The following is a 21,114-nucleotide window of genomic DNA, read 5'->3' as shown; positions in this document are numbered from 1 at the left end:
CAGTGGACACGACAGGGGGCGGCTGAAGCGAAATGTCCGAGTTCGATGATATCCGCAAGGAGCTGGAAGCGTCGCGCGCCGCGGCCGATGCGACGTCGCGCGAAATCGGCCGGCTTCGCCACACCCGCGCGCGGCTGATCCGCGACCGCGCACGGGCCGAGCGCGTCAGCAAGGGCGCCGACGATCCGGCGCTGGCGGCGATCGACAAGGAGATCAAGGCGGCGGCCTCCGAGATCGAGCGGCTGGGCGGTGCGCTGAGGGCGGCGAAGGACGAAGTGGTCCGCAATATCGGGCTGTTCGCGAACTTCACCGATCCCCGCCGCAACATCGGCCTGCTGTCCGATCAGACGCCGATCCTGCTGATGCCGCTGCGAATCGAAACGCGCTTCAAGCAGGCGGCGGCATTCGGCGGCGACCGCGACGAGCTGTGGGTCCGGGTCTATCCGGACGACATCGCCGTCGACAGCTTCGAGGAGGCGTTGTCGGAAGACGAAGTGAAGCGCGCCCAGGCCTATTGGGCCGACGTCTGGCGGGCGAACCACGACCCCGCCGGGGAGCGGGCCGCCTGGCGAACGCTGCTGAGCGGACAGGGCTCGGGGCGGTCCTACTACGTGATCCAGACTCATCGCCCGCTCAACGAGGCGGCGCGACCGGCCAAAGTGGAAGGCGTGCCGACCGTGATCCTGACGGTGGTGACCAGCGCGCCGCTCGTCGATCCCGAGCGAGGTGCGGTCAGCACGTTCTGGACGGCACTGTGGCGCGCGGGCACCGATGCGGCCGCGCAGGCGGACGCGATCGCCGCGCTCGACAGCGCGCTCGGCGCCGAGCGCGCCGCGGCGGTCCGTGAGGCGTACCGGCCGCGGAATCTCGCCGACGCGCCGCCCGAGGGCGCGGACCGCGCGACCACCACGGTCATCGCCGCGTATCTGGAGTTTCCCGCCACGGACGCCACGCCGATGCGCGAGACCGGCTGGTCGCAGCCGGCGACCGCCCGGACCTTGCCTGATCGCCTCGTCCTGCTCGGCTACAACAACGGAACGCTCGAGCTCGAGCAACTTGGAAAACCGATTCCGTCGCCGCTGCCGGTCACGCCGTCGCCGACCGGAACGGACGACGCATCGGTCGCGGGCGACGGCGACGACATCACGTTCGGTCCGGAGCTCGAATGGGTGCGCAACTTCGACCGCGCCGTCGAGATCGGCATGGGATTCCGGGTGCCGCTAACGCCGGCCGCCTTCCGCCGTGGCTTCGATCAGTTGATGGTGCTCGGTGTGCGGCTCGGGGCCGATGCAGACGCCGGCCGGGTCGCGCTGGAGCAGTTGTTCGTCCATCATCATCAGTCGAAGGCGGGGTTCTCGATCCTGCCGCAGGGCCAGCCGACCAACAACGTCGAGGGCGAGGGCGCCGCCTACAGCTGGCGCGAGGATTCCGACGTCAGCTTCGATCACTACTTCGGCACTCCGCCCCTGGACCCCGACGGATGGTTCGAGCGGACAGACGGACGCTGCCTCGCCGCCACGCTCGGTCTCGATCCGGCCGCGCTGGCGGCGATCCCCTTCTACCATCGCCACGACGTCAACGACGCCCGCGCCATGAACACGGCGCTGTGGCCGGCTACGCTCGGCTACTTCATGGAGAGCATGCTTCATCCGATCTTCGACGATTCGACGGTGGAGCGGACCCGCGACTTCTTCGTCCGGCACGTGTCGGCGCGCGGGCCGATGCCTACGATCCGCGTCCGTCGTCAGCCCTACGGCATCCTGCCGGCGACGCCGCGCTCGCGCATCCAATGGATCTTCGCCGGGTCGAACGTCGCGGTCGGGGCCACGCACGCACCGGACGATCCGGAATTGCGGTTCCTGATGCGGTTGTATCAACTGCTGCGCAAGGTCGAGGCCGATCTGGAGCCGCTGATGTCGCGGGTGTCCTACATCGGCAAGCCGGGCGGCGACCGTCATCAGATACTGCTCGATGTCCTCGGCCTGCACGCCGGATCGGTGGAATTCCAGCAGCGCTTCGCCGAAAGCTTCAAGGAACTGTACAACCGCCTCGCGATGCAGGGGGCGGGCGGCGCCTTGGTCGCGCTCCTGCTCGCCGCAGGCTATGTCGGAAGCGGGCTCGATCTGCTGAAGCAGCTCGGCTACACGCCGCCCGAGGGAATCGAGGTGCCGGACATCCTTGAGAAACTCTTTCTCAAGGCGCCCAACCAGCTCAAGGGTCCGCTGATCGACGACCGTCCGTTGTCGGAGACCGAGCAGATCCGCGCCTACACCGCCGGCGGCGACAACTACATCGGCTGGCTGATCAAGGCTGCGGCGACCTCCCACGACGCGCTGCGGCTGCAGCAGGGCTTCACCCAGCGCCCGAATGCGCTGCTGTATCTCATGCTGCATCACGCGCTCGACCTGAGCTTCGTCGAGACCAGCATCCGTCTGTTCTTCAATGCCGGGCTGATCGGCGAGACCGAGCTGAAGGCGGCGCGGCGCGAGCCGAAGTTCTTCCAGGTCGAGGAGGCGAGCCTCGCCGTGCCGGCCGCGGCCGGCGGCAGCCGCTGGCGCTACCTCCACCGCAGCGACGCCGCCGTCACCGGAACGGGACTGAGGACGGTCGGCGAGTTCATCCCGACGGTGCTGACCTCGATGGTCGCCACCGCGTATCTCAAGCGCCAGCTCGATGCGCTCGAACGGCTGAAGAGGTCGCCGACGGCGGTTCTGGAACGGGTGTTCGCCGAGCATCTCGACCTCTGCACCTACCGGTTCGACGCCTGGTACGGCGGCATCATGAGCCGCCAACTGGAGCGGATGCGCTATCCGAACGGTGCCGGCCGGGGGACCGCCCAGCCGGGCGCACCGGCCGGCGAGGCGAAGAGGGGAATCTATCTCGGCGCCTATGGCTGGCTCGAGAACGTCAAGCCGGAGTTCAAGAAGCTGACGGCCGTCGAACTGCCGGCAAACCTCGCGGCGATCTTTGCCGATCCCGACGCGCCGCCGCTGATGCGCGACCGCAGCAACCAGGGCTACATCCACGCGCCGTCGCTGAACCAAGCGGTGACCGCCGCGGTGCTGCGCAACGGCTATCTGTCCAACGCCACGCCCGACAATCCGGGCAGCCTCGCTGTCAATCTCAGCTCGGAACGGGTCCGCATCGCGCTGTCGATCATCGAGGGAATGAAGGGCGAGCAGAGCCTCGGCGCGTTGCTCGGCTACCAGTTCGAGCGCGGCCTGCACGACCGCCACGACGTCGAAGTGGACGGGTTCATCTACGACCTCCGCAAGGTGTTCCCGCTGGTCGGCGACCGGCTGACTCCGACGCGTACCGGTCGGCTCGACGCGTTCGGTCGGCGGCTGCGGATCGACCGGGTGGAGGCGCGCAACGTCATCGACGGCCTGGCCTTGGTCGAGCACATCAAGACCAGCGGCGTGAGCAGCTATCCGTTCGGCCACGATGCCGACCTGCCGGCGGCGAGCCCGCAGCAGGCAGCCGCGATCACCGCCGAGGCCGCGCGGATTGCCGACATCGCCGACGCGGTCGCCGACCTCGCGATGGCAGAGAGCGTGCATCAGGTGGTGCAGGGCAACTACGATCGTGCCGGCGCCGTGCTCGACACCTACTCCAAGGGAAAATTCCCGGCGACCCCCGACGTGGTGCGTACGCCGCGGTCGGGGGTGACGCTGACCCACCGGGTGGCGCTGCATCTCAAGGCCGGGCTCGACCCGAACGACGGCGCGCTGACATCGCCGCGGGCGAAGGCGGAGCCTGCGCTCAACGCCTGGCTCGCGGGCATTCTGCCGCCGCCGGCAGCGGTCGCCTGCTCGGTGACGGTCACCGACCCGCTCGATCTTTCCGCCGTCACCTACAACGTGACGCAGGCCGATCTCGGCCTGCTGCCGATCGACCTGCTGTATCTGCTCGATCCGGACAACGATCCAGCCGCCAAGGCGCTCGACGATCTGATCGAAGCGCATGTGATCGCCGCTCATACGCCTCGCCCGGACGCCATGCTGACGATCGCCTACCGCGAGAGGATCGCGGCGATCGCCGGGCATGTGCCGCTGTTCGAGCTGTCGGCGTTGATGCGGCATCTCAGAAGCCTGCTGCTGCGCTCGCGTCCGCTCAAGGCGAGCGACATGGCGATGGCCGGCGAGGCGAACGAGGCGGTCGATCTCGACGCGGCGCTCGCACGCGAGCGGGCGACGCTGCCGCGCGTCCTGCTCGTCGGGGGGCTTGCGGATCTCGACACCTTCCGTACGGCGCTGCAGGCCCGCCTGGACGCCAAGCAGGAGGCGCAGATCGCCACGGAGATCGAGCTGACGATCACCGGCTTCGTGTCGGTGATGCAGGGTCTCGGTCCGTTCGCGCCGTTGCAGACCGGTACCGGTGCCGTCTACGCCGACCGGCGGCGGATCTTCTCCCAGTTGCATGCCGCACTCGCCGGCTACATCGCTCGATGGACCCGACAACTCGCCGAGTTCGACGCACGCATGGCCGCTTACGACGCTGATCCGGGCGCGCCGGACGCGGCGAAGTTCCTGGCGCTGCGGGTGGCCGAAAAGCTGATCGCGACCACGGCGACCGACCCTCTACCGGCGCAACCGGACGATTTCCGCGACGATCTCATGAGCGGCACGCGCGCCGCCTTCGTCGGACAGCGCGCCGCTCTGATCACGCTTTACGACAATGCGTCCGACCTCGCCGCCCTGCACGACGGCATCGAAGCCTCGAAGGCTGCGAACGCCGCGTTCGACGCCGCGGTGATCGACATCGCAGCCCAGCGCGCGGCGATCGTCGCCCTCGCAGAGGACATGGCGAAGCGCACCGCCGCGCTCGCGCTCGAGCTGACGACGCGGCTGCCGGCGATCCAGGCCCGGCTCGATCAATACGATGCCGCGGCGGAGGCGAAGAACAAGATCGAGGCGTTGACCGCGGCGGCGAAGCTGCTGTTCGGCGACGATTTCAAGATCGTGCCGGATTTCGGCCTGCCAGCGGCGCTGGCCGGTGAATGGAGCAACGCCTGGGGCGCGGGCGCGCAGGCGGACGAGACCATTCTCGGGTTCGTCAAGACGACGATCGGACGCCGCTTTCCGCTCGACGACTGGTTCACGGGTGTCGCGCGGGTGCGGTCGAAGCTGCACGATCTGGAAGCCTCGCAGCATCTCGCCGAGGCGTTCACGGGGGCGGGCGTCGCGCTGCAGGCGCTGCAATTTCCGCATCGCCCCGAGTTGCCGTGGCTCGGACTCGAATTCCCGGAGACCGATGCCGACGGAAAGCCGTTCGTGATCGATGAGGACAAGCTGCTCTATACCGCGCATTTCGCCGAAAGCTTCGATCCGGCGCGGCGGCAACTCGGGCTGTTGCTCGACGAGTGGACCGAAGTGATCCCGCGCCCGACCGAAGATACCGGGCTGGCGTTCCACTTCGACCGGCCAAACGCCGAACCGCCGCAGACCCTGCTGCTGGCGCTGCCGCCGAAATTTGTCGGCGCGTGGCAGTGGCAGGATCTCGTCGACACGGTGCGCGAGACGATGGACCTCGCCAAGAAGCGCGCGATCGAGCCCGACCACGTCGACACCACCGCCTATGCCCGCTTCCTGCCGGCGCTGGTGTCCGCCGTGACCTTCCATCCGATCACGGCCTCGCTCAACCTCGCCTTCAACAACAACCTCGCCGCGGTGCTGGCCGAGACGGAGACGGGCAATGGCTGACTATGTCGCGGTTCAGAACCTCTCCGCCGTGTTCTCCGGCAAGGTGAAGCTGCCCACGATCACGTTGTGGAACAGGCTCGAGGGCCGCCCACGCACGCACGATTTCGACCGCGCGCTCAAGGCCGAGGTTCGTGATCCGCTGTGGCTGCTGACGAAGCAGTGGCAGATGGGCGAGTTTCAGGGCGACGACGCCGGCTCGCCGGTCGTCGCCAAGGTGCACATCGAGACCACCGAACTGACGAAATACCGCGCGGCCGGCAATCCGCCCGAAGCGTTCGCCGACGACGTGCCGCTCGAAGCCAAGGTCGAGCGGCGGCCGATCCCGTTCCGTCTCGCCGGCCAGAAGATGGCGTTCGATCTCCGCATCGCCCTGGGCCGACGCTGGCTGAAGCTCGTCGCCGGCATCGAGCCGGGGCTTGCCCAGCAATTCATCGCGGCGCTGCCGCTCGCCATGCCAGATCCGGCGCTCAAGGCCGATGCGCCGGTCGCCGCCCATCGCGAAGCCTGGCAGACGATGGCGGCGCTCGCCGGCAGGTCGATGGACGGCTACGACCTCGTCGAGCATCTGATGGCCGCGCCCGGCAATCACGCGCACGACCTCGTCGCGCTCGGCAACCCGGCCAGCACTGCTGCGATCGAGACGGCGGAGGCGGAATTCCTGGCGTGGTACCGGGAGGCGTTCTACCAGCCCGCCGCGGGTGCGGCCGATGCCTGGCTGCCCGATCGCCTCGAATACGCCTTTGCAGCGTCGGCGCCCAAGGCGGGCGGCGAGAAGCTCGTGGTCGCCGACGAATACTTCCAGGGGCATCTCGACTGGTACAATTTCGACGTCGACGCCTCCGGCGCAGGGCTCGGTGACCTGGCGGACGCGCCGCCGCCTGCCGCCATCGAGACGACCTTCACGGCGTCGTTCATCCCGGCGCCGATCCAGTTCGACGGCATGCCGAACACGCGCTGGTGGACCTTCGAGGAGGGACGAACGAATTTCGGCGACATCGATCCGGAGACGACGGACGTCAACAAGCTGTTGCTGATCGAATTCGGCCTCGTCTACGCCAACGATTGGTTCCTGATGCCGTTCACGGTGCCGGCCGGGGCGATCACCAGGGTCGCCGGCATGAGCGTGACCAACGTCTTCGGAGAGCGGATCTGGGTCGAAGCCGCGGGCAAGGGCGCGGATGAAGATTGGCAACGCTGGTCGATGTTTACGCTGGCGACGAAGGGGAGCGACGACATTCCCGCCGATCTCAGCCTGTTCGTCGTGCCCAGCGTGCCGAAGATCCAGGAGGGCGAGCCGCTGGAATCCGTGGAACTGTTCCGCGACGAGATGGCCAACATGGTGTGGGGCGTCGAGTCGCGGGTGATGTTGGCTTCGGGCGACAGCAAGAGCGGACGCAGCGCCGCGCTCGACACCCGCCGCTATTTCCGTCGCCTGGTGGAGGAGAGCCTGCCGCCGGCCCCACCACCTGCGGCGCCGATCGAGAACGACGCCGCGATCCGCTATCGGCTGATGAGCGAGATGCCGGAGAACTGGATCCCGTTCATCCCAGTGCACATCGACAACGACAGCCGCGAGATTCAGCTGCGTCGCGCCGCGCTGCTGCGGGTCATCGACCGCGACCCGGATCCGCCGGTGCGCGTCGAACCTCGCACAGATCTGCTGCGCCACGGTCTCGACCTCCCGCAGCAGCAGGGCTACAATCTCCATGAGGAGGAGGTGCCGCGCGCGGGCATTCGTGTCACCCAGAGCTTCCAGCGCACGCGCTGGTACAACGGCCGCACTTTCGTCTGGCTCGGCATCCGCAAGGAGACCGATCGCGGCGAGCGGTCGAGCAAGCTCGCTTTCGACACGATCCTTCCGAAGCGGAAGGCATGAACGCATGAAACGTCACCGTCGAATCTGGCGTGGCGCGGCCGCCGGCGGTGGAGGGTTGAACGGGCGCGGGTCATTCCCAAGTCGGTCGTTTCTCGCGCAACGGCAGACGCTCGGTGCCCCAAGACTACGTAGTGGCCGGCAAGCCTGACTATCCGAGGGCCCATTCCCGACCTGAGCGCTTCCTTCATGACACAGCAGGAGCAACGGAGAGCGAGCACGAGGAACACCGGTTGAGCGCGGAGAGGTTCGCATTGATTGTGTCGAATCTGAAGCTGCTGCGTTATTGTACGTTGCGGCCCGAGCCTCTTCGGCAGAGGCCCATAGCCATAAGGACAGAGATCACGCGGCCTCGCTTACGGCATGGGGCAACCGCAGGCTCTGCTCAAACCTCGTGACAGGTAGTCCCACCGCAGGCCGTCAGCCTGGCTCGCGAATTCTGTGCAGCGCAGTCACCAAGGCCGCGATCACGCTTATCAACGCGTTCGTACCATGGTCGTTCAAGAACGAATCTCTCTGCGTCATAGTTGAAATCACACCCCAGTCTGCCCACGTGGAGCGCGACGATGGTGCTGGTCGGTGACACCGTCGCACTTAAGGGGAGAACGGTGATCGACACTCCGAAGTTTGGATCCCGTGAAGCCGTCGAATCCGCTAAAGCTCGACAGAGATTCGCAGGCTTGCATCGCATTCGTCAATTCAGCACGAGAATTCAGTGACCACTGCTCTTCGTACGCCCCGTGGCTCAACGCCGCGCAAGAACACATCAGCAAAGCGCTCCGCGTCACCAAAGGTCGCCCTGCGGAAGAAGACATCTGTTGCGACAACAACGAAGGCTCCGATTCGGACCGGCATTTCCTCCTCGTCTCCATTGGGCATGTTGGCGCTGTATCTTACTGCGCAATGGCGTGCTTCGGGCCGAGGCGGACTTGTGTTCCTCGCCGAAAATGAGAGCCGAGCCGAGCTGTTGGGTGCGATCATCCCAGTTATCGAGCCGGCTTGTGATGTGCTCGTCTATCCCCGTTTGAACACGCTTCCGTTCGATCAGCTTGAGCCGTCACGTGATATCGCGGGTCGGCGGAGCTCCGTCTTGAGACGCCTTGCCAGGGCAAAGAAGCCGATCCTGCTGATCACGACGGTGGAGGCAATAATGGAACTCCTGCCGTTGCCTGCGAACTGGTCTCGTATCGGATTTCCACTTCGGACCGGGGCCGTCTTTTCCGAGGAAGACCTTGAGGCCCGTCTGAAAGCTCTCGGGTACGACCTGGACGACAGTCCGGATTATCCCGGTGGAGTTTTGTTTCACGGCAACACCTTCGAGATATTCCCTGCCGGCGCGCTCGGACCTTTTAGGATCGAGCATTCCGGAGGGAGAATCCGGCGTATTGCAGCGATCAATCCGATAGACCAGGAGGTGATTTCCGAAGCGAAGGAGCTCCTGATTGACCCGATGTCCGAGCGGCTGGCGTTCACGGGCCGGGCGCGAAGAAGGTCCAGCCTATTGGACTATTGTGCGCGCGCCAAATGGATCGCCGACAGCACCGTGCCCAGGCACGCCGAGACCTGGTTGAGCACGATCGACGATGCGGCCGCCCGCAGTGAGCGTGACCGTGCCTATCTCAGCCGGCGCGAATGGGAGCTGGCGGCGAAGAAGATCACTGTCTTGCCGCCAACCACTCCGTATCGTGCGACGCCAGAGTTCTACAAGGCAGCCTCTCCGCGGAAGGCCCTCCGTGCATTTATCGAGGAAGCCCAGCGCGGCAGCGCACGTGTGCTCTTCGTCGCTGCGGTCGAAGCGGATTTGCGTGTGATGGCCCGGATGAGCGCCATCAAGGCCGAATGCGTGCCCGATTGGGCGCAGGCGACCGCAAGGGGCAGGCAGCAGGCTGCGTTGCTGGCAGGCTTCGATGCGGGCTTTGTCGTTCCTGGAAAGAAGCCGCTCGTGGTCGTCACTGCTGCCGACGTGCTCGGCAGCAGGGCGCACCAGCCGCAACCGACGAACTGGGCGTGGACGCCCGGCTTCGATTCGGGAGATCTCCCCGAACTCGGATCCGTGGTCGTTCATCTGCAACGTGGACTCGCACGCCTTGGCGGCTTGCGATCCATGGGCGCGGGCGATCTTTCGGCGCGCGAGATGGTCAGGTTGGTATTCGCCGGAAACGACGCCGTTCTCGTCCCTCTCGCAGAATTGGCCCTGATCTGGCCCTACGCCGCCGAGCTCGGAGACACCTCGCTGGACAAGGCCGACGGCAGCTCGTGGCGGCCGCGGCGAACGGCTGCCGAGACGGAGATTCACGTGGTCGCAAAGGAGCTGGCCAAGCAGATGAGTCAACGCCGGCGGCGCCCAGCTCCGAAGCTCGTGCCGCGCCCTGCTGTCTATGAGAAGTTCGTCGCGCGGTTTCCCTATTTCACCACCCCCGATCAGGCGAAGGCCATCCGCGACGTTCTGGATGATCTTGCATCGGGGCACCCGATGGACCGGATCGTCTGTGGAGACGTCGGTTTTGGCAAAACCGAGGTGGCGCTGCGAGCAGCGGCAGCCGCCGTGCTGGCCGGAAAGCAGGTCGCTATCGTCGTGCCGACGACAGTGCTGGCGCGACAGCATGTCGAAACCTTTCGAAAGCGCTTTGCGCCTCTTGGCATCGATGTTGGAAACCTGTCGCGGGTTGCCTCGACCGCCGAAGCGCGAAAGGTCAGGGAGGGCCTCAAGAGCGGAGAACTCAGGATCGTCGTCGGGACCCTCTCGCTCGCATCCAAGGAGGTGAGATTTGCCGACCTTGGTCTGATCATCATTGACGAGGAGCAGCATTTCGGCGCTGCTGAGAAAGCCATGCTGTCGGGCCTCAATAAGAACGGCCATCGGCTCTGGATGAGTGCGACACCGATCCCCCGCACACTTGCAGCGGGCTTGACGGGCTTGAGGGACCTCAGCGTGATCGCAACCCCGCCGGTCCATCGTGTTCCGGTTGCCACCAAGGTGGCACCGCTCTCGGACATAGCTATCGCCGCTGCCCTGGTTCGCGAGCACAGACGTAACGGTCAGAGTTTCGTCATTTGTCCGCGGATCCAGGATCTCGATCCCATGCTCGCCAGGATCCACGCGCTGGCGCCGGAACTACGTATCATGACCATTCACGGCAAGTTGCCAACCGACGAGATCGACGAGAGGTTGATGGGGTTCGTCGAAGGTCGTTCCGATGTACTACTTGCAACCAACATCGTGGAAAGTGGCCTCGACATCCCACGTGCAAATACCATCGTTGTGTGCTGGCCGGAAAAATTCGGCCTGGCACAATTGCATCAGCTCAGGGGGCGAGTAGGACGGGGCGGCATCCGGGCGTTTGCGCATTTCCTGACGGAAGGCGGCTCCGAACGCTCGGAAAAACGGCTTTCCGCTCTTGAGGAATTGAGTCGTCCGGGCGCTGGCTTCGCGATCAGCGCTCGCGACCTCGACCTGCGCGGTGGTGGCGACCTTCGCTCCGATCGACAATCCGGCCACACGCAGGTGTTCGGACCGACGCTTTACGGCCACCTTCTGACGCTTGCCCTGGAGGGAGACCGCGATGGAATGTCCGCGCTCTGGATCCCTGAGTTGAATCTTCCCATCCCTGAGCTGCTTCCCTCGAGCTATGTGCAATCGGAGGCGGTCAGGCTGGAGATCTACGCTCGAGCCGCTCGGTGCCGGAGTGATGACGATCTGGAGGAGCTCGAGGATGAAACGCACCGTCGATTCGGCAAGCTGCCATCCGAGGCCAGCAATTTCTTTGCTGTCGCCAAGCTCAGGGTAAGTTGCAGGCAACGGGGGATCATGCGTCTCGATGTCGGTCCGGATGCAATTGCCGCAACGATGCTCGCAGGGAGGATCAAGAAGTCACGCTCACGGTCGCTGCAGCGCGAGGGCGATCGCGTCGTCTACCCCGGGCGCAGCGATGAACCTGCTTTACGAAGGGTCGAGCAGTTCTTGGATCTGTTGGACGAATGACGAGGGATTCGTCACTCAACTTGAAGCGATGTTGTGTGCCCTCCTCGGGGGCCCCGAAATGAAAGCGATGGCGCTTCACCCTTGGCAAGGACGATTGAGAGAACCCGTGTTGCGGGACACAGAGACGATCGTTCGAGCTGTTCTGAACCGGCCGGTCGGATGCGGTGGATCGTTCAAGTTCAAAGCTGCGCTGGCGGCCGACCCAGCCCGGATCCCAACAAACGAATGAGTCAGCGACAGAACCAGCTTCACCTTTTTGCGGCTTTGGTGACCACCAGTCCTCATGATATGCAGAAGGACGCTATTTGGGTTTTGGCCCAATCAGCCCCATCTGAGCGGATGTCGCCGGCTCGTCTGTTCGAGTTCCTGTTGCTGAACGGGTGCACGCGTCGACCCGCGCGGTAGCGCGTCCGCGGCGAAACCGGAGACGTGCGCCGGGCGGATAGGCTCGCGCCAGCTGATTGTGCTCGATCCGGTGTTGCATCATGTCCCGTCGGGTCTGGCGCTCGTCGAGCATCAGGACCAGATCCGAGCACGGCTTGGTCGAACACAGCAGCAGAAAGCCGGCTTCAGCGTCCTGAGGGTAGACCGTCAGCGCATCGGAGCGGTCCACGGTGCCCGACACCAAGCGCGCGGCGCATGCGAGACACCAGCCCTGCTCGCAGATGTAGGGGGTCTCGATGCCGGCGTCGATCATGCTGTACAGCAGATATTCGTCGGATGCGGCGTCGAATGTGAACGTCCCCTCCGGACGTTCCAGCCGTATGCGAAACCGCCTGATGCCGCCTTCATTGGTCATGGCCGAGAGCTCCGTCATCGCTCACCACCGGCTGTCGGGCAATGCGACGTCGCCGATGCGGCCGCTGGCGTAGCAGTGCGCCGCCGCGATGATCCGCGCCGCAACCGCCAGCTCGCTTCGATCGCGCGGCGCGTAGACCACGAGGCTCTGCGGTGGCACGGCGCCCGCCATGTAGCGTGCGAACGGATGCACCGTGCCCCAGCCTTTGGCCGCGACCTTCTGCGCCCATTCCGGTCGCAAGGTCAGGTGCAGCGACCCGTCGGGGCGAACGATGAGCCACACCGGCGCGAACACGAAGGCCTCCGGCTGGCCCATGGCATGGATGTCATCGAGCGCGAAGGCGCGGCCTGCGGCGTTCAGCGGCGCCGGCACCTCTTCGACCCCGGCCAGCGCGCATGTGCAGGACACGAGCTGTGCGGCGTATCCGGCGGGCGAGGTGCCGTCGAGCTGGTGGCAGGGCCATGTCGGTGCGAGCCGCGGTGCGCTGCCGGAACGTGTGGCGAGACGACGCAGTCCCGGTGCCATCGCCCAGACGGGTGCAGCACTGCGCAAGCCTGCTCTAGCCGAAGCTGTCATAATGAACCCGCGTGATCGAAACATCGACGGCGCGCAGCAGCGATCTGACCGCGTTCACCATGACCGGCGGGCCGGCGACATAGAACTCGGCCGCCGCGTGATCCAGGACTGCGCTCTGGATGACATCGGTAACGAAGCCGGCCGCATGCGGCCAGTCGGATGGCGCGTGTTCGACCACGGGCAGGTAGCGCCCCTGCGGAATGCGCGCGATCGCCGTCTCGAGCATGTCATCGGCGGCGAGATCCGCCGGTGTGCGGGCGCCGTAGATGACATCCACGGGCGATCCGAAATCGAGGCGCGCCTCCGCGGCCTCGCGCAGCATCGCCAGGATCGGCGCGATGCCGGTGCCTCCCGCCACGAACACCTTGCGTCCCTGCTGTCGACGCAGCGTGCAGGCGCCGAATGGCGCCTCGATGGTGATCTGTGCGCCCGAGGCCAAAGCGGCGAGCGCGTTGCTGCCCTTGCCGCCATCGTAGCGCTTGGCAATGAACTGCAGGGCTTTGCTGCCCGGCAGGTTGCACATCGAGTAGCAGCGCCGTAGCCCTTCGCCGAGATGCAGGATCGCATACTGACCGGGCCGGAAGTTGATCGGCTCGGCCGTCTCGAAGCTGAACTGGCGGATCTCCGGCGCTAGATCGTCGACGCCGCGCAGGATCGCCTGTTGCTCGACGCATCGCGGCGTCGGCGCGGACCAGTCGCCGGGACCACGCGCGATCGTGACGTCCGAGATCGCGCGTGATTGACAGGCCAGGATGCGGCTGCGTCGCGCGTCGCGCGGATTCATCGCCGGAGCGCCGGGAAAGATCGGATCGACCTGACCGTCGACGAGCGTCACCTTGCAGGCGCCGCAACTGCCCCAGCCGCATTCGTAGGCCAGCGCGATGCCCTGGCGTCGTGCTGCCTGCAGGATGGTGTCATGGTCGGCCGCGTCGATCACGACCCCGTCGGGCTCGATGCGGAGTTGTCGGGTCATCCACGCCATCCTTCCAGTCCCGGCGCTCGGCCGGCACGCCGAGTGCGCCTGCCAGACTACAAGCCGCAATCCGCGATCAGCCTCGCCTGGGTCGTCATGGTCCGCTCCAGGATCGCCCGTGCACCGTCGGCCCCGGGCGCGGTCGAAAGTGCCTCGCTGAGCCCGCGCGCGGCGCGTTCGCCGAGCGGCATCCACTTCGCGACCCACTCCCGCAGCAGAGCCGCGTGCTCCGGGACCTTGCCGGTGGCGTAGCGCACCAGGGCCTTGGTGGTCTCGACCGCATAGGCTTCGTCGTAGCTGCGGAAGTCGTCGTGCAGCAGCGCCAGCAGGTCGTCGTCGTTCGTGCGCGCCAGATCGGCGATCTCGCGATTGAAGACGTGATCGAAGATCGGCCGCAGCACCAGATTGCGGGACACGAACGCCTCGCCCCAATCGTAGGCGATCAGCTGCTTCTCGATCAGCTCGCGCAGGCCCTGCCATTGCGGCGCCTGCGTCCAGACGGTACGGGCAATTCCGCTGTCGGCGAGCTCCTCGCGTCCGGTGTCGAGCGCGAGCGCCTTGGCCAGATAGGCCTGGCGCTGCACCCGGCGCATCTCATTGCCCATCTGGAAGTAGAAAGTGTTGGTCACGAACGCCGACGGCGCCATCTGCGCGACATAGGCCGCGCTCATCTGCATCGCGTGTCCCGGGAAGCGCACCGGCAGATAGGCCTGGCCGAGGAAGTCGAGCCACGGTGCAGACAGCTTACGATAGATGTCCTGGCGCTCGAACTCGTCGATCAGGTTGTCGCAATACACCTCGCGGTCCTTCTGATCGCCGACGTAGCGGCGATAGGTGTAGGTGAGGGGATCGCGATAGCCCTCCCAGTCGTCCAGCGCGAATTTCGAGCCTTCGCGATTCCTGAGGTAGAACTGGTTGATCGACCAGTTCTCGGACAGCTCGAATGGCGCCGGCGCGCGGCGAAAGTGGCTGTGGAACTTGTAGGTGACGGCCTCGTATGCCGACGGCAGCCGGCGCTCGGTCCACAGGCTCCAAGTTTTCTTCTGCTTGCGCGCAGCCGGCTTCGCGGTCATTGCGGTCATGACGTGTCCTCCCGGGATTTGCTATGTGTGGATGGTCCAGACCCACTCGTCGTCCATCGATTCGAGTCGCCCGCCGAACGACACCAGGCTCGGCTCGATCTCGGCGAGCCGGAACGGCCGCCCCAGCGCCGCCTGCATGCTCTTCTGCGTCAGGCGGAAGTTGCGGTCGGCCTGGACGCGGACGTAGCCGCCGCGGTCCTCGATGACGATCTCGACGTCCGGATTGTCCTGCTCGCTCGCCGCGATCACGGCGTCGATGATGTCCTCGTCGACGCCCCTGATGACGGGGCCGACCAGTTTCGGAGCTGCTGTCGTGGTCATGGGCTTGTCCTATGCGTCCTGCTCGGTCTTGTGACGGAGGCGGCGCAGCCGGCCGTCATTCGGCACGCCAACCAGAATGGCTTCACCGTCTTTCTTCACGGCGTAGCGAAAGAGGCGGCAGTCGCGCGGGTTGAGGCCGCGGCCGTCATCCATGCTGAATTCCCATTCATGGGCCGAACATGTGATGGTGCCGGATTCGAAATCGACCTTGCCGTCCGCCAGCAGGATCTCCTGGTGCGGGCACATGCCCTGGAAGCAGCGCAAGTCGCCGCCGGGCAGATGCATCACGATCACTTCCTCGCCGTCGACCTCGACGCCGATGAAATCGCCTTCCCAAAGATCGTCCAGCGTTGCGACCTGCGTCCATGTCACGTCGGCATCGTCAGACATAGGCCACCTCGATCCAATCCATCGGCTGGATGCCGGATTGCGCCACCGTCATCGCCGACGGCAGCTCGCGACCGTTGTAGTAGACGCATTTTGGTGCCTTCTGCTCGGCGACGCGAAGTCCGACCGCGTGCTGTGCGACCTTGTCTGCCACGATGCTCATGTCGTCGCCGTCGTCGACAGGGATCAGCAGGACGACGAAGTCGCCGCGGAAATTGGCTTGGAGCGGAAACAGGGCCATGTGTGCCTCCCGGATTGTTGTTATGTCGGTGGTCCTTTCGATTGGAGACGCCGCTCGCGAGCGGCGCCCCTTTTTCCGTGCTGGCCGTCCGTCGCGGCCGGGTCACTCCGCCGCGAGCCGCGACGCGCCATCCCAGGCATAGGCTTGGGCATCGTTGCCGGCGACATCGGGGGTGATGCCCATATATTGCAGGGCGCCTTCCAGCGTCGGTGGCTGGATATGGCCGGCCAGGAAGCGGTCAACGACCGAGAGATGGGTGTCGTAGCGCTCGGGCTGGCTCTTCCACACCCATTCGCAGACTTCGCAGCAGAAGTTCAGCTTGCGTCCATTATGCGTGGTGATCCGCGGCGCCTGGCCGATGCTCGGGCTGCAGATCGGAATGTGGCAGCAGTTGCAGACGATCGGCAGCGTCGCCGGATAGGTCTTCTCGATCCGGCCGGTGTGGACATTGTCGCCGATCACGTCCCACAGCTTGCCGAATCGATCGTTCCAGCCGGGATACTTCTGCTCGAGCCAGTCGCGCTCGGCGGCGGACACGCCGGCGTCGGGATTCCACCACACCGTCGGCCGCCAGAACCAGACGCCCATGTGATAGGCGTGATGGACCCAGTCCAGCTCCGGCAGGAAGTGCTCCTCCCAGTACCATGGCACGTTCATGCCGAGGTCCTTGAACTGGTCCATGAACTGCCGGCAGATCCAGTCCTGCATGAACTCCTTGAACGACATCGTCCGGCTTTCCAGCGGCGTGTAGTAATCCATGGAGATGCCGGTCAGCAACGCGAACAGCTTCCACGACCGCCAGAACATCTGGTCGACCATTTTCTGCGCCTCGGCCTTCTTGCCGTTCTGGATCATGATCTTCAGCGTCGGCTCACCCTGCTGCGAATGCCGCGCCTCGTCGGTCTGGATCGAGGAGATCAGCGCACCGAACTCGATGTCGCCGACATGCAGCGCGTCGGAGGCCATGCCGAGGAACTGCAGATTGGTGAAGCCGGTCTCGAACGTAAATGTGAGCTGGATGGCCGTCGACACCGCATCATTGGCGGTGAACATGTCATCGAACAGGCTGCGCGCCGCGATCACGCCCCATTCGTTGGTATGCATCGCCTTGTGAGCCCAGTCGAATTGCGGGTCCTTTCCGAGCAGGCAATAGGGGAAGTAGATCTGCGCCTGGCCGTGGCGGCATTCGTCGAGCGTCCCGAACGCGGCCATGTTGCGCCAGGCTGCGGCGCGGCCGAACCGTGCCATGCGCGCCTCGCCGATCGAGGCGAAATATTCCGGAACCGGGATCGCGCCGTAATGCGCCTTGATCGCCGACTTCCAGCCGGCGTCGAGATTGTCGTACAGATTGGAGCGCGCGATCGTCGAGCGGATCGAGTAGATGCCGTCGTCCTTGCCGGCCTGGTTGTGGACGTATTCGCGATAGGTCAGCTTGTACGGCTCGTCCCAGACCCACCATTCCTCGCCGTGGATGCCGAAGCTCTTGGATAGCTCCTCTGGAAAGACCTCGTCCTCGCTGACGTAGGAGAAAGCCCAGTTCATGTCGCGGGCCGTGTCGTAATAGTCCCGCCGCTGCAGCTTCGGCATGCGTTGCTCCTCCCGAGCTATGTGATCGCGTTCGTTGCTCTTCGTTGCGGTCCGCTGCCGCCCTTGATGGGCGAACGTTGTGCGGCGCGTGGCGATGGCGTACGAGTCAGGCGGTTGGACCTGATAGATCGTCGCGCGATGTTGTACGATCCAGTGTAGGACGCATTCTTTGGTTTTTCTTTAGGTCGCGGATGCGCACGAACATCGAGCGTATTCGGGCGCGATCGGGAGCGCAGGCGACCGCATTCCTGCTGCTACGCAGGTGACGAGATGATGCAATGCGAAGGGAAGGCGGCGGCGAGGATCGGCGCGGCCGTATCGACCAAGCGGGCCGATCTGTTCAAGCGAGCAGCTCGATGCCCGTCATCGTCCCGCTGCCGATGATGCGTGCGGCGGGATCAAAGACCGGTGCAACTCTCCGGCCGTTCAACGGCCGAGGCCGACGACCTGAAGCACCAGACCGTCGAGCTTATCGGTGATCGAAATCTGGCACGCCAGGCGGCTTTCCGGGCGCACGTCGGCGGCCTCGAATTCGAGCAGGTCGGCCTCGATGTCACCGGCGGGGCCGACACGGTCGATCCAGGCCTTGTCGACGTGACAATGGCAGGTGGCACAGATGCAGGAGCCGCCGCATTCGCCGATGATGCCGTCGACGCCGTTGCGTTTCGCCGCCTGCATGGCGCTTTCGGTGAGCTCTGCATCGACTGTCCGTACGGTGCCGTCGGGCTCGATGAAGGTGATCCTGGGCATGAATCTTCGGGTCCCTAGTTGAACTGCCGGCCGCCGTCGACGATCAGGGTCTGGCCGGTGATGAAGGCCGCGGCGTGTGACGCGAAGAACAGTGCACCGCCGACCATGTCGTCGACATCGGCCGCGCGCTTCAAGGCGCCGCGGGACACGCCATATTCGGCGGCGTTCTCGATCAGGCCGAGGCTGGCCTCGGTGAGCGTGAAGCCCGGCGCGATGACGTTGACAGTGATCTTGTCGTCGCCGAGCTCGCGCGCCAGCGCACGGGTCATCGCGATGACGGCGCCTTTCGATGAGACGTAGTGAAGCCACATCGGTGATCCGCTCATGACGGTCGCCGACGACACGTTGACGATCGCGCCGCCGCCGGCGCGCCGCATGAGCGGCGCGGCCGCCTTGCTCATCATCCACACGCCCTTGACGTTGACGCGCATGACCTGGTCCCACTCGGCTTCGGGGATCGCCTCGAAGCCGCGACGCGCGAGCCCGGCATAGATCGCGGCATTGTTGACCAGCACGTCGAGGCCGCCCATGCGCGCAAGCGCGAATTGCGCCAGCGCCGCGGTGGACGTCTCGTTGGCAACGTCGACCTCGGCGGCGTGCGCCTTGTGGCCGCGGTCGCGGATCAGCCGCGCGGTGTCCTCGGCGCCGCCGAGACGGATGTCGGCGGCCACAACCTCGGCGCCGGCCGCAGCGAAGGCGAGCGCGAAGCCGCGGCCCAGCCCACCGGCGGCGCCGGTGACGACCACACGTTTCCCATGCAGCTGGAACGCACTCATGCTGAAGCCTCGATGTGCAGCAGATCCGTCATGAAGGCAGACGCTGTGCCCTCGGCGATCAGTGCCTGGGCCATGGTGGTGCCGGCCTCGGTCAGCATCGACGGCAGCACGAAGCTTTCCAGCATCGCGAGCGTCTCCTTCGGCGGCGTATCGAACCAGCCGCCGATCGTCGCGACCCCATGGCCGGTGAAGCGCCACAGCTTGTCGGCGTCCTTCATCAGCGCATCCTCGTGCGAGATCGCCTTCTTGCGGGTGTCGTGGCCGTCGATGATCGCCAGGATGGTCTCCACCTGCAGCCCTGGAATCGCCAGCCGTGCGAACGATTCGGCCGCGATCTTCACGCCCTCGATCTCGTGGGCGCGCTGCAGCTCGGGATATCTGGGATTGGGACCGACGGCGGCGGCGAGCTGCTCGGGCGGGAATTTCTTCCAGCCGACGTCGTGCATGAGGATCGCCGGCAGCACCACGGAGGCGTCCGCTTCGGGATGGATCCGCAACAGCGCCTGGCCGAGACGATAGGAGATCAGCGTATGCTCGTCGTTGGAGCGCACGTCGAGCCACGGCCGCGCCGCGAGCCAGACCGGCCAATCCTGGTCGCGCAGAAAATGCATCACCGCAGCTCCGCGTCGTAGGTGAGATAGATGGTCTTGTATTCGAGATAGTCCTCGATACCGTAGCGGCCCTTCTCGCGGCCGATCCCGCTCTGCTTCATGCCGCCGAACGGCGCGCGCTGGTTCGAGCGCTGGATGTCGTTGACCCACACGGAGCCGGCTTCGAGGCGCTCGGCCAAGGTCAGTCCTGTCGCCAGGTTGCGCGAGAACACGAAGGCGGCCAGTCCATAGACTGTCGCATTTGCGAGCCGCAGCGCCTCGCTGCGTTCGTCGAATGGGGCGACACCAAGCACAGGACCGAACGTTTCCTCGGTCATGACGAGCGCGGAGGGGGGCGCATCGGCGATCACGGTCGGCGGCAGGAACCAGCCCTTGTCGTAGAGTCCGCCCGTCAACCGGGCACCGCCGGTCAGCACGGTTGCGCCATTGGCACGGGCATCGGCGATCTGCCGCTCGCTGTTGCGGTAGATCTTCTCGTTGACAACAGGTCCGAGTGCGCAATTCGAGGTCAGCCCGTTGCCGACGTCGAGCTGCGCGACCTTGTCGGCGAGCGCAGCGAGAAAGGCCGCGTAGATGGGGCGCTCGACATAGACGCGATTGACGCGGTAGCAGAACTGGCCGGAATTGGCGAACGCGTGACGGGCGATCGCAGCGGCCGCTGCGCCGATATCGGCGTCGGCGCAGACGATGGCCGGGCACTGGCCGCCGAGCTCGAGCGTGATCCGCTTCATCGTTCCTGCGGCTGCAGCGGCAATCGCCTTGCCAGCTCGGGTGCCGCCGGTGAACGCAATCTTGCGCGGTGTCGGATGCGCGATCATCTGCATGCCGAGGTCGGGGCCGCGGCCGGTGACGACATTGAAGCAGCCCTCGGCAAAGCCGGCGGCATGGAAGATCTCGGCGAGCCGCAGTGTCGACAGCGGCGTGTCCTCGGCAGGCTTGGCGACGACGGTGCAACCGGCCATCAGTGCGGCGCCGAGCTTGAAGCAGAGCAGCGTCACCGGATAGTTGAAGGGCGTGATCGCGACGACGACGCCGACCGGCTCGCGGGTGATGACGATCTTTTCGCCGGCCACACCCGTCAGCGGCATCTCGGCGTGCAGGCGCAGGCCTTCCTCGGCGTAGACGTCGAGCAGTTCGGCCGAGCGCTGAATTTCGCTGATGGCTCCCGCCAGCGGACGGCCAAGCTCCCTGGTCAGCAGGCGGCCGACCTCACCGGCACTCTCGCGCATCAGCCGCGCCGCGTTCTTCTGCAGGCGGGCGCGCTCTGCCACGGGCGTCGTTTTCCACGATTGGAATGCGATCTCGGCTGCGTGGATCGCGGCATCGACATCCGCGGGCCCGGCCTCCGGAACGCTGTCGATCGTCTCGCCCGTTGCCGGATCGACGACGTCGAAGGTCGCGCCGCCTTGGGCTGCAACCCAGCGGCCGCCGATGAACATGTCCATGTCCGCGCC

General features: G+C 65.6%; 15 protein-coding genes. 3 read left to right on the top strand and 12 right to left on the bottom strand.

Annotated features, from left to right (window positions below; all coding sequences use genetic code 11):
• The first annotated feature begins 32 nt into the window (after positions 1-32).
• The 3 genes from QX128_RS08085 (at position 33) to QX128_RS08075 (ending at position 11,557) form a co-directional block, all read left to right on the top strand.
• The gene (locus tag QX128_RS08085) at positions 33-5,702 is read left to right on the top strand and encodes a hypothetical protein (protein WP_316237164.1); all 5,670 of its coding nucleotides are present in this window, start codon (positions 33-35) and stop codon (positions 5,700-5,702) included.
• Positions 5,695-7,578: a hypothetical protein gene (locus tag QX128_RS08080; RefSeq protein WP_316237163.1), complete on the top strand. Its 1,884-nt coding sequence runs from the start codon at positions 5,695-5,697 to the stop codon at positions 7,576-7,578. Before QX128_RS08085 ends, QX128_RS08080 begins: the two co-directional genes overlap by 8 nt.
• 874 nt (positions 7,579-8,452) lie before the next feature.
• Entirely contained in the window at positions 8,453-11,557 is a 3,105-nt protein-coding gene (locus QX128_RS08075; protein ID WP_316237162.1) for a DEAD/DEAH box helicase, read from the top strand.
• 301 nt (positions 11,558-11,858) lie between these two features.
• On the opposite strand, the gene QX128_RS08070 is transcribed toward QX128_RS08075, so the two are convergent.
• The 12 genes from QX128_RS08070 to QX128_RS08015 form a co-directional block, all read right to left on the bottom strand.
• Positions 11,859-12,356, bottom strand: coding sequence for a 2Fe-2S iron-sulfur cluster binding domain-containing protein (locus tag QX128_RS08070; RefSeq protein WP_316237161.1), 498 nt, complete (start codon positions 12,354-12,356; stop codon positions 11,859-11,861).
• A 21-nt stretch (positions 12,357-12,377) separates the two neighbouring features.
• Complete coding sequence (locus QX128_RS08065) at positions 12,378-12,908, bottom strand: luciferase family protein (RefSeq protein WP_315804579.1); 531 nt, start codon at positions 12,906-12,908, stop codon at positions 12,378-12,380.
• A 7-nt stretch (positions 12,909-12,915) separates the two neighbouring features.
• Complete coding sequence (locus tag QX128_RS08060; RefSeq protein ID WP_316237160.1) at positions 12,916-13,905, bottom strand: 2Fe-2S iron-sulfur cluster binding domain-containing protein; 990 nt, start codon at positions 13,903-13,905, stop codon at positions 12,916-12,918.
• Between the two features lie 56 nt (positions 13,906-13,961).
• Positions 13,962-14,987 carry a toluene hydroxylase gene (locus QX128_RS08055; protein ID WP_316237159.1) on the bottom strand — a complete coding sequence of 342 codons (1,026 nt, stop codon included), beginning with the start codon at positions 14,985-14,987 and terminating at the stop codon, positions 13,962-13,964.
• Between the two features lie 21 nt (positions 14,988-15,008).
• Positions 15,009-15,308 (bottom strand): MmoB/DmpM family protein, encoded by a 300-nt coding sequence (locus tag QX128_RS08050; RefSeq protein WP_315716254.1) that lies wholly within the window; start codon positions 15,306-15,308, stop codon positions 15,009-15,011.
• Positions 15,309-15,317: 9 nt separating this feature from the next.
• A complete protein-coding gene (locus QX128_RS08045; protein ID WP_316181163.1) occupies positions 15,318-15,698 on the bottom strand; it encodes a Rieske 2Fe-2S domain-containing protein in 381 nt (126 codons plus the stop codon).
• A complete protein-coding gene (locus tag QX128_RS08040; RefSeq protein WP_316237158.1) occupies positions 15,691-15,936 on the bottom strand; it encodes a toluene-4-monooxygenase system B family protein in 246 nt (81 codons plus the stop codon). Before QX128_RS08040 ends, QX128_RS08045 begins: the two co-directional genes overlap by 8 nt.
• A 102-nt stretch (positions 15,937-16,038) precedes the next feature.
• The gene (locus QX128_RS08035; RefSeq protein ID WP_316237157.1) at positions 16,039-17,523 is read right to left on the bottom strand and encodes an aromatic/alkene/methane monooxygenase hydroxylase/oxygenase subunit alpha; all 1,485 of its coding nucleotides are present in this window, start codon (positions 17,521-17,523) and stop codon (positions 16,039-16,041) included.
• 426 nt (positions 17,524-17,949) lie between these two features.
• Complete coding sequence (locus QX128_RS08030) at positions 17,950-18,273, bottom strand: 2Fe-2S iron-sulfur cluster-binding protein (protein WP_316237156.1); 324 nt, start codon at positions 18,271-18,273, stop codon at positions 17,950-17,952.
• Positions 18,274-18,287: 14 nt separating this feature from the next.
• Entirely contained in the window at positions 18,288-19,049 is a 762-nt protein-coding gene (locus tag QX128_RS08025) for an SDR family NAD(P)-dependent oxidoreductase (protein ID WP_316237155.1), read from the bottom strand.
• Positions 19,046-19,660, bottom strand: a complete 615-nt coding sequence (locus QX128_RS08020) for an HD domain-containing protein (protein WP_315804571.1) — start codon at positions 19,658-19,660, stop codon at positions 19,046-19,048. The genes QX128_RS08025 and QX128_RS08020 overlap by 4 nt, the downstream gene beginning before the upstream one ends.
• A complete protein-coding gene (locus QX128_RS08015; protein ID WP_316237154.1) occupies positions 19,660-21,105 on the bottom strand; it encodes an aldehyde dehydrogenase family protein in 1,446 nt (481 codons plus the stop codon). The genes QX128_RS08020 and QX128_RS08015 overlap by 1 nt, the downstream gene beginning before the upstream one ends.
• Positions 21,106-21,114 lie beyond the last annotated feature (9 nt).

Source organism: Bradyrhizobium sp. SZCCHNR1015 (assembly GCF_032489875.1).
Classification (GTDB): Bacteria; Pseudomonadota; Alphaproteobacteria; order Rhizobiales; family Xanthobacteraceae; genus Bradyrhizobium.
This window is presented reverse-complemented; position numbering and strand designations above follow the sequence as displayed.

Bases quoted from the DNA above. Each gene is read 5' to 3' on its own strand.
- QX128_RS08085 (WP_316237164.1), top strand. From the start codon at position 33: ATGTCCGAGTTCGATGATATCCGCAAGGAGCTGGAAGCGTCGCGCGCC.
- QX128_RS08080 (WP_316237163.1), top strand. From the start codon at position 5,695: ATGGCTGACTATGTCGCGGTTCAGAACCTCTCCGCCGTGTTCTCCGGC.
- QX128_RS08075 (WP_316237162.1), top strand. From the start codon at position 8,453: ATGTTGGCGCTGTATCTTACTGCGCAATGGCGTGCTTCGGGCCGAGGC.
- QX128_RS08070 (WP_316237161.1), bottom strand. From the start codon at position 12,356: ATGACCAATGAAGGCGGCATCAGGCGGTTTCGCATACGGCTGGAACGT.
- QX128_RS08060 (WP_316237160.1), bottom strand. From the start codon at position 13,905: ATGACCCGACAACTCCGCATCGAGCCCGACGGGGTCGTGATCGACGCG.
- QX128_RS08055 (WP_316237159.1), bottom strand. From the start codon at position 14,987: ATGACCGCAATGACCGCGAAGCCGGCTGCGCGCAAGCAGAAGAAAACT.
- QX128_RS08050 (WP_315716254.1), bottom strand. From the start codon at position 15,308: ATGACCACGACAGCAGCTCCGAAACTGGTCGGCCCCGTCATCAGGGGC.
- QX128_RS08045 (WP_316181163.1), bottom strand. From the start codon at position 15,698: ATGTCTGACGATGCCGACGTGACATGGACGCAGGTCGCAACGCTGGAC.
- QX128_RS08040 (WP_316237158.1), bottom strand. From the start codon at position 15,936: ATGGCCCTGTTTCCGCTCCAAGCCAATTTCCGCGGCGACTTCGTCGTC.
- QX128_RS08035 (WP_316237157.1), bottom strand. From the start codon at position 17,523: ATGCCGAAGCTGCAGCGGCGGGACTATTACGACACGGCCCGCGACATG.
- QX128_RS08030 (WP_316237156.1), bottom strand. From the start codon at position 18,273: ATGCCCAGGATCACCTTCATCGAGCCCGACGGCACCGTACGGACAGTC.
- QX128_RS08025 (WP_316237155.1), bottom strand. From the start codon at position 19,049: ATGAGTGCGTTCCAGCTGCATGGGAAACGTGTGGTCGTCACCGGCGCC.
- QX128_RS08020 (WP_315804571.1), bottom strand. From the start codon at position 19,660: ATGCATTTTCTGCGCGACCAGGATTGGCCGGTCTGGCTCGCGGCGCGG.
- QX128_RS08015 (WP_316237154.1), bottom strand. From the start codon at position 21,105: ATGGACATGTTCATCGGCGGCCGCTGGGTTGCAGCCCAAGGCGGCGCG.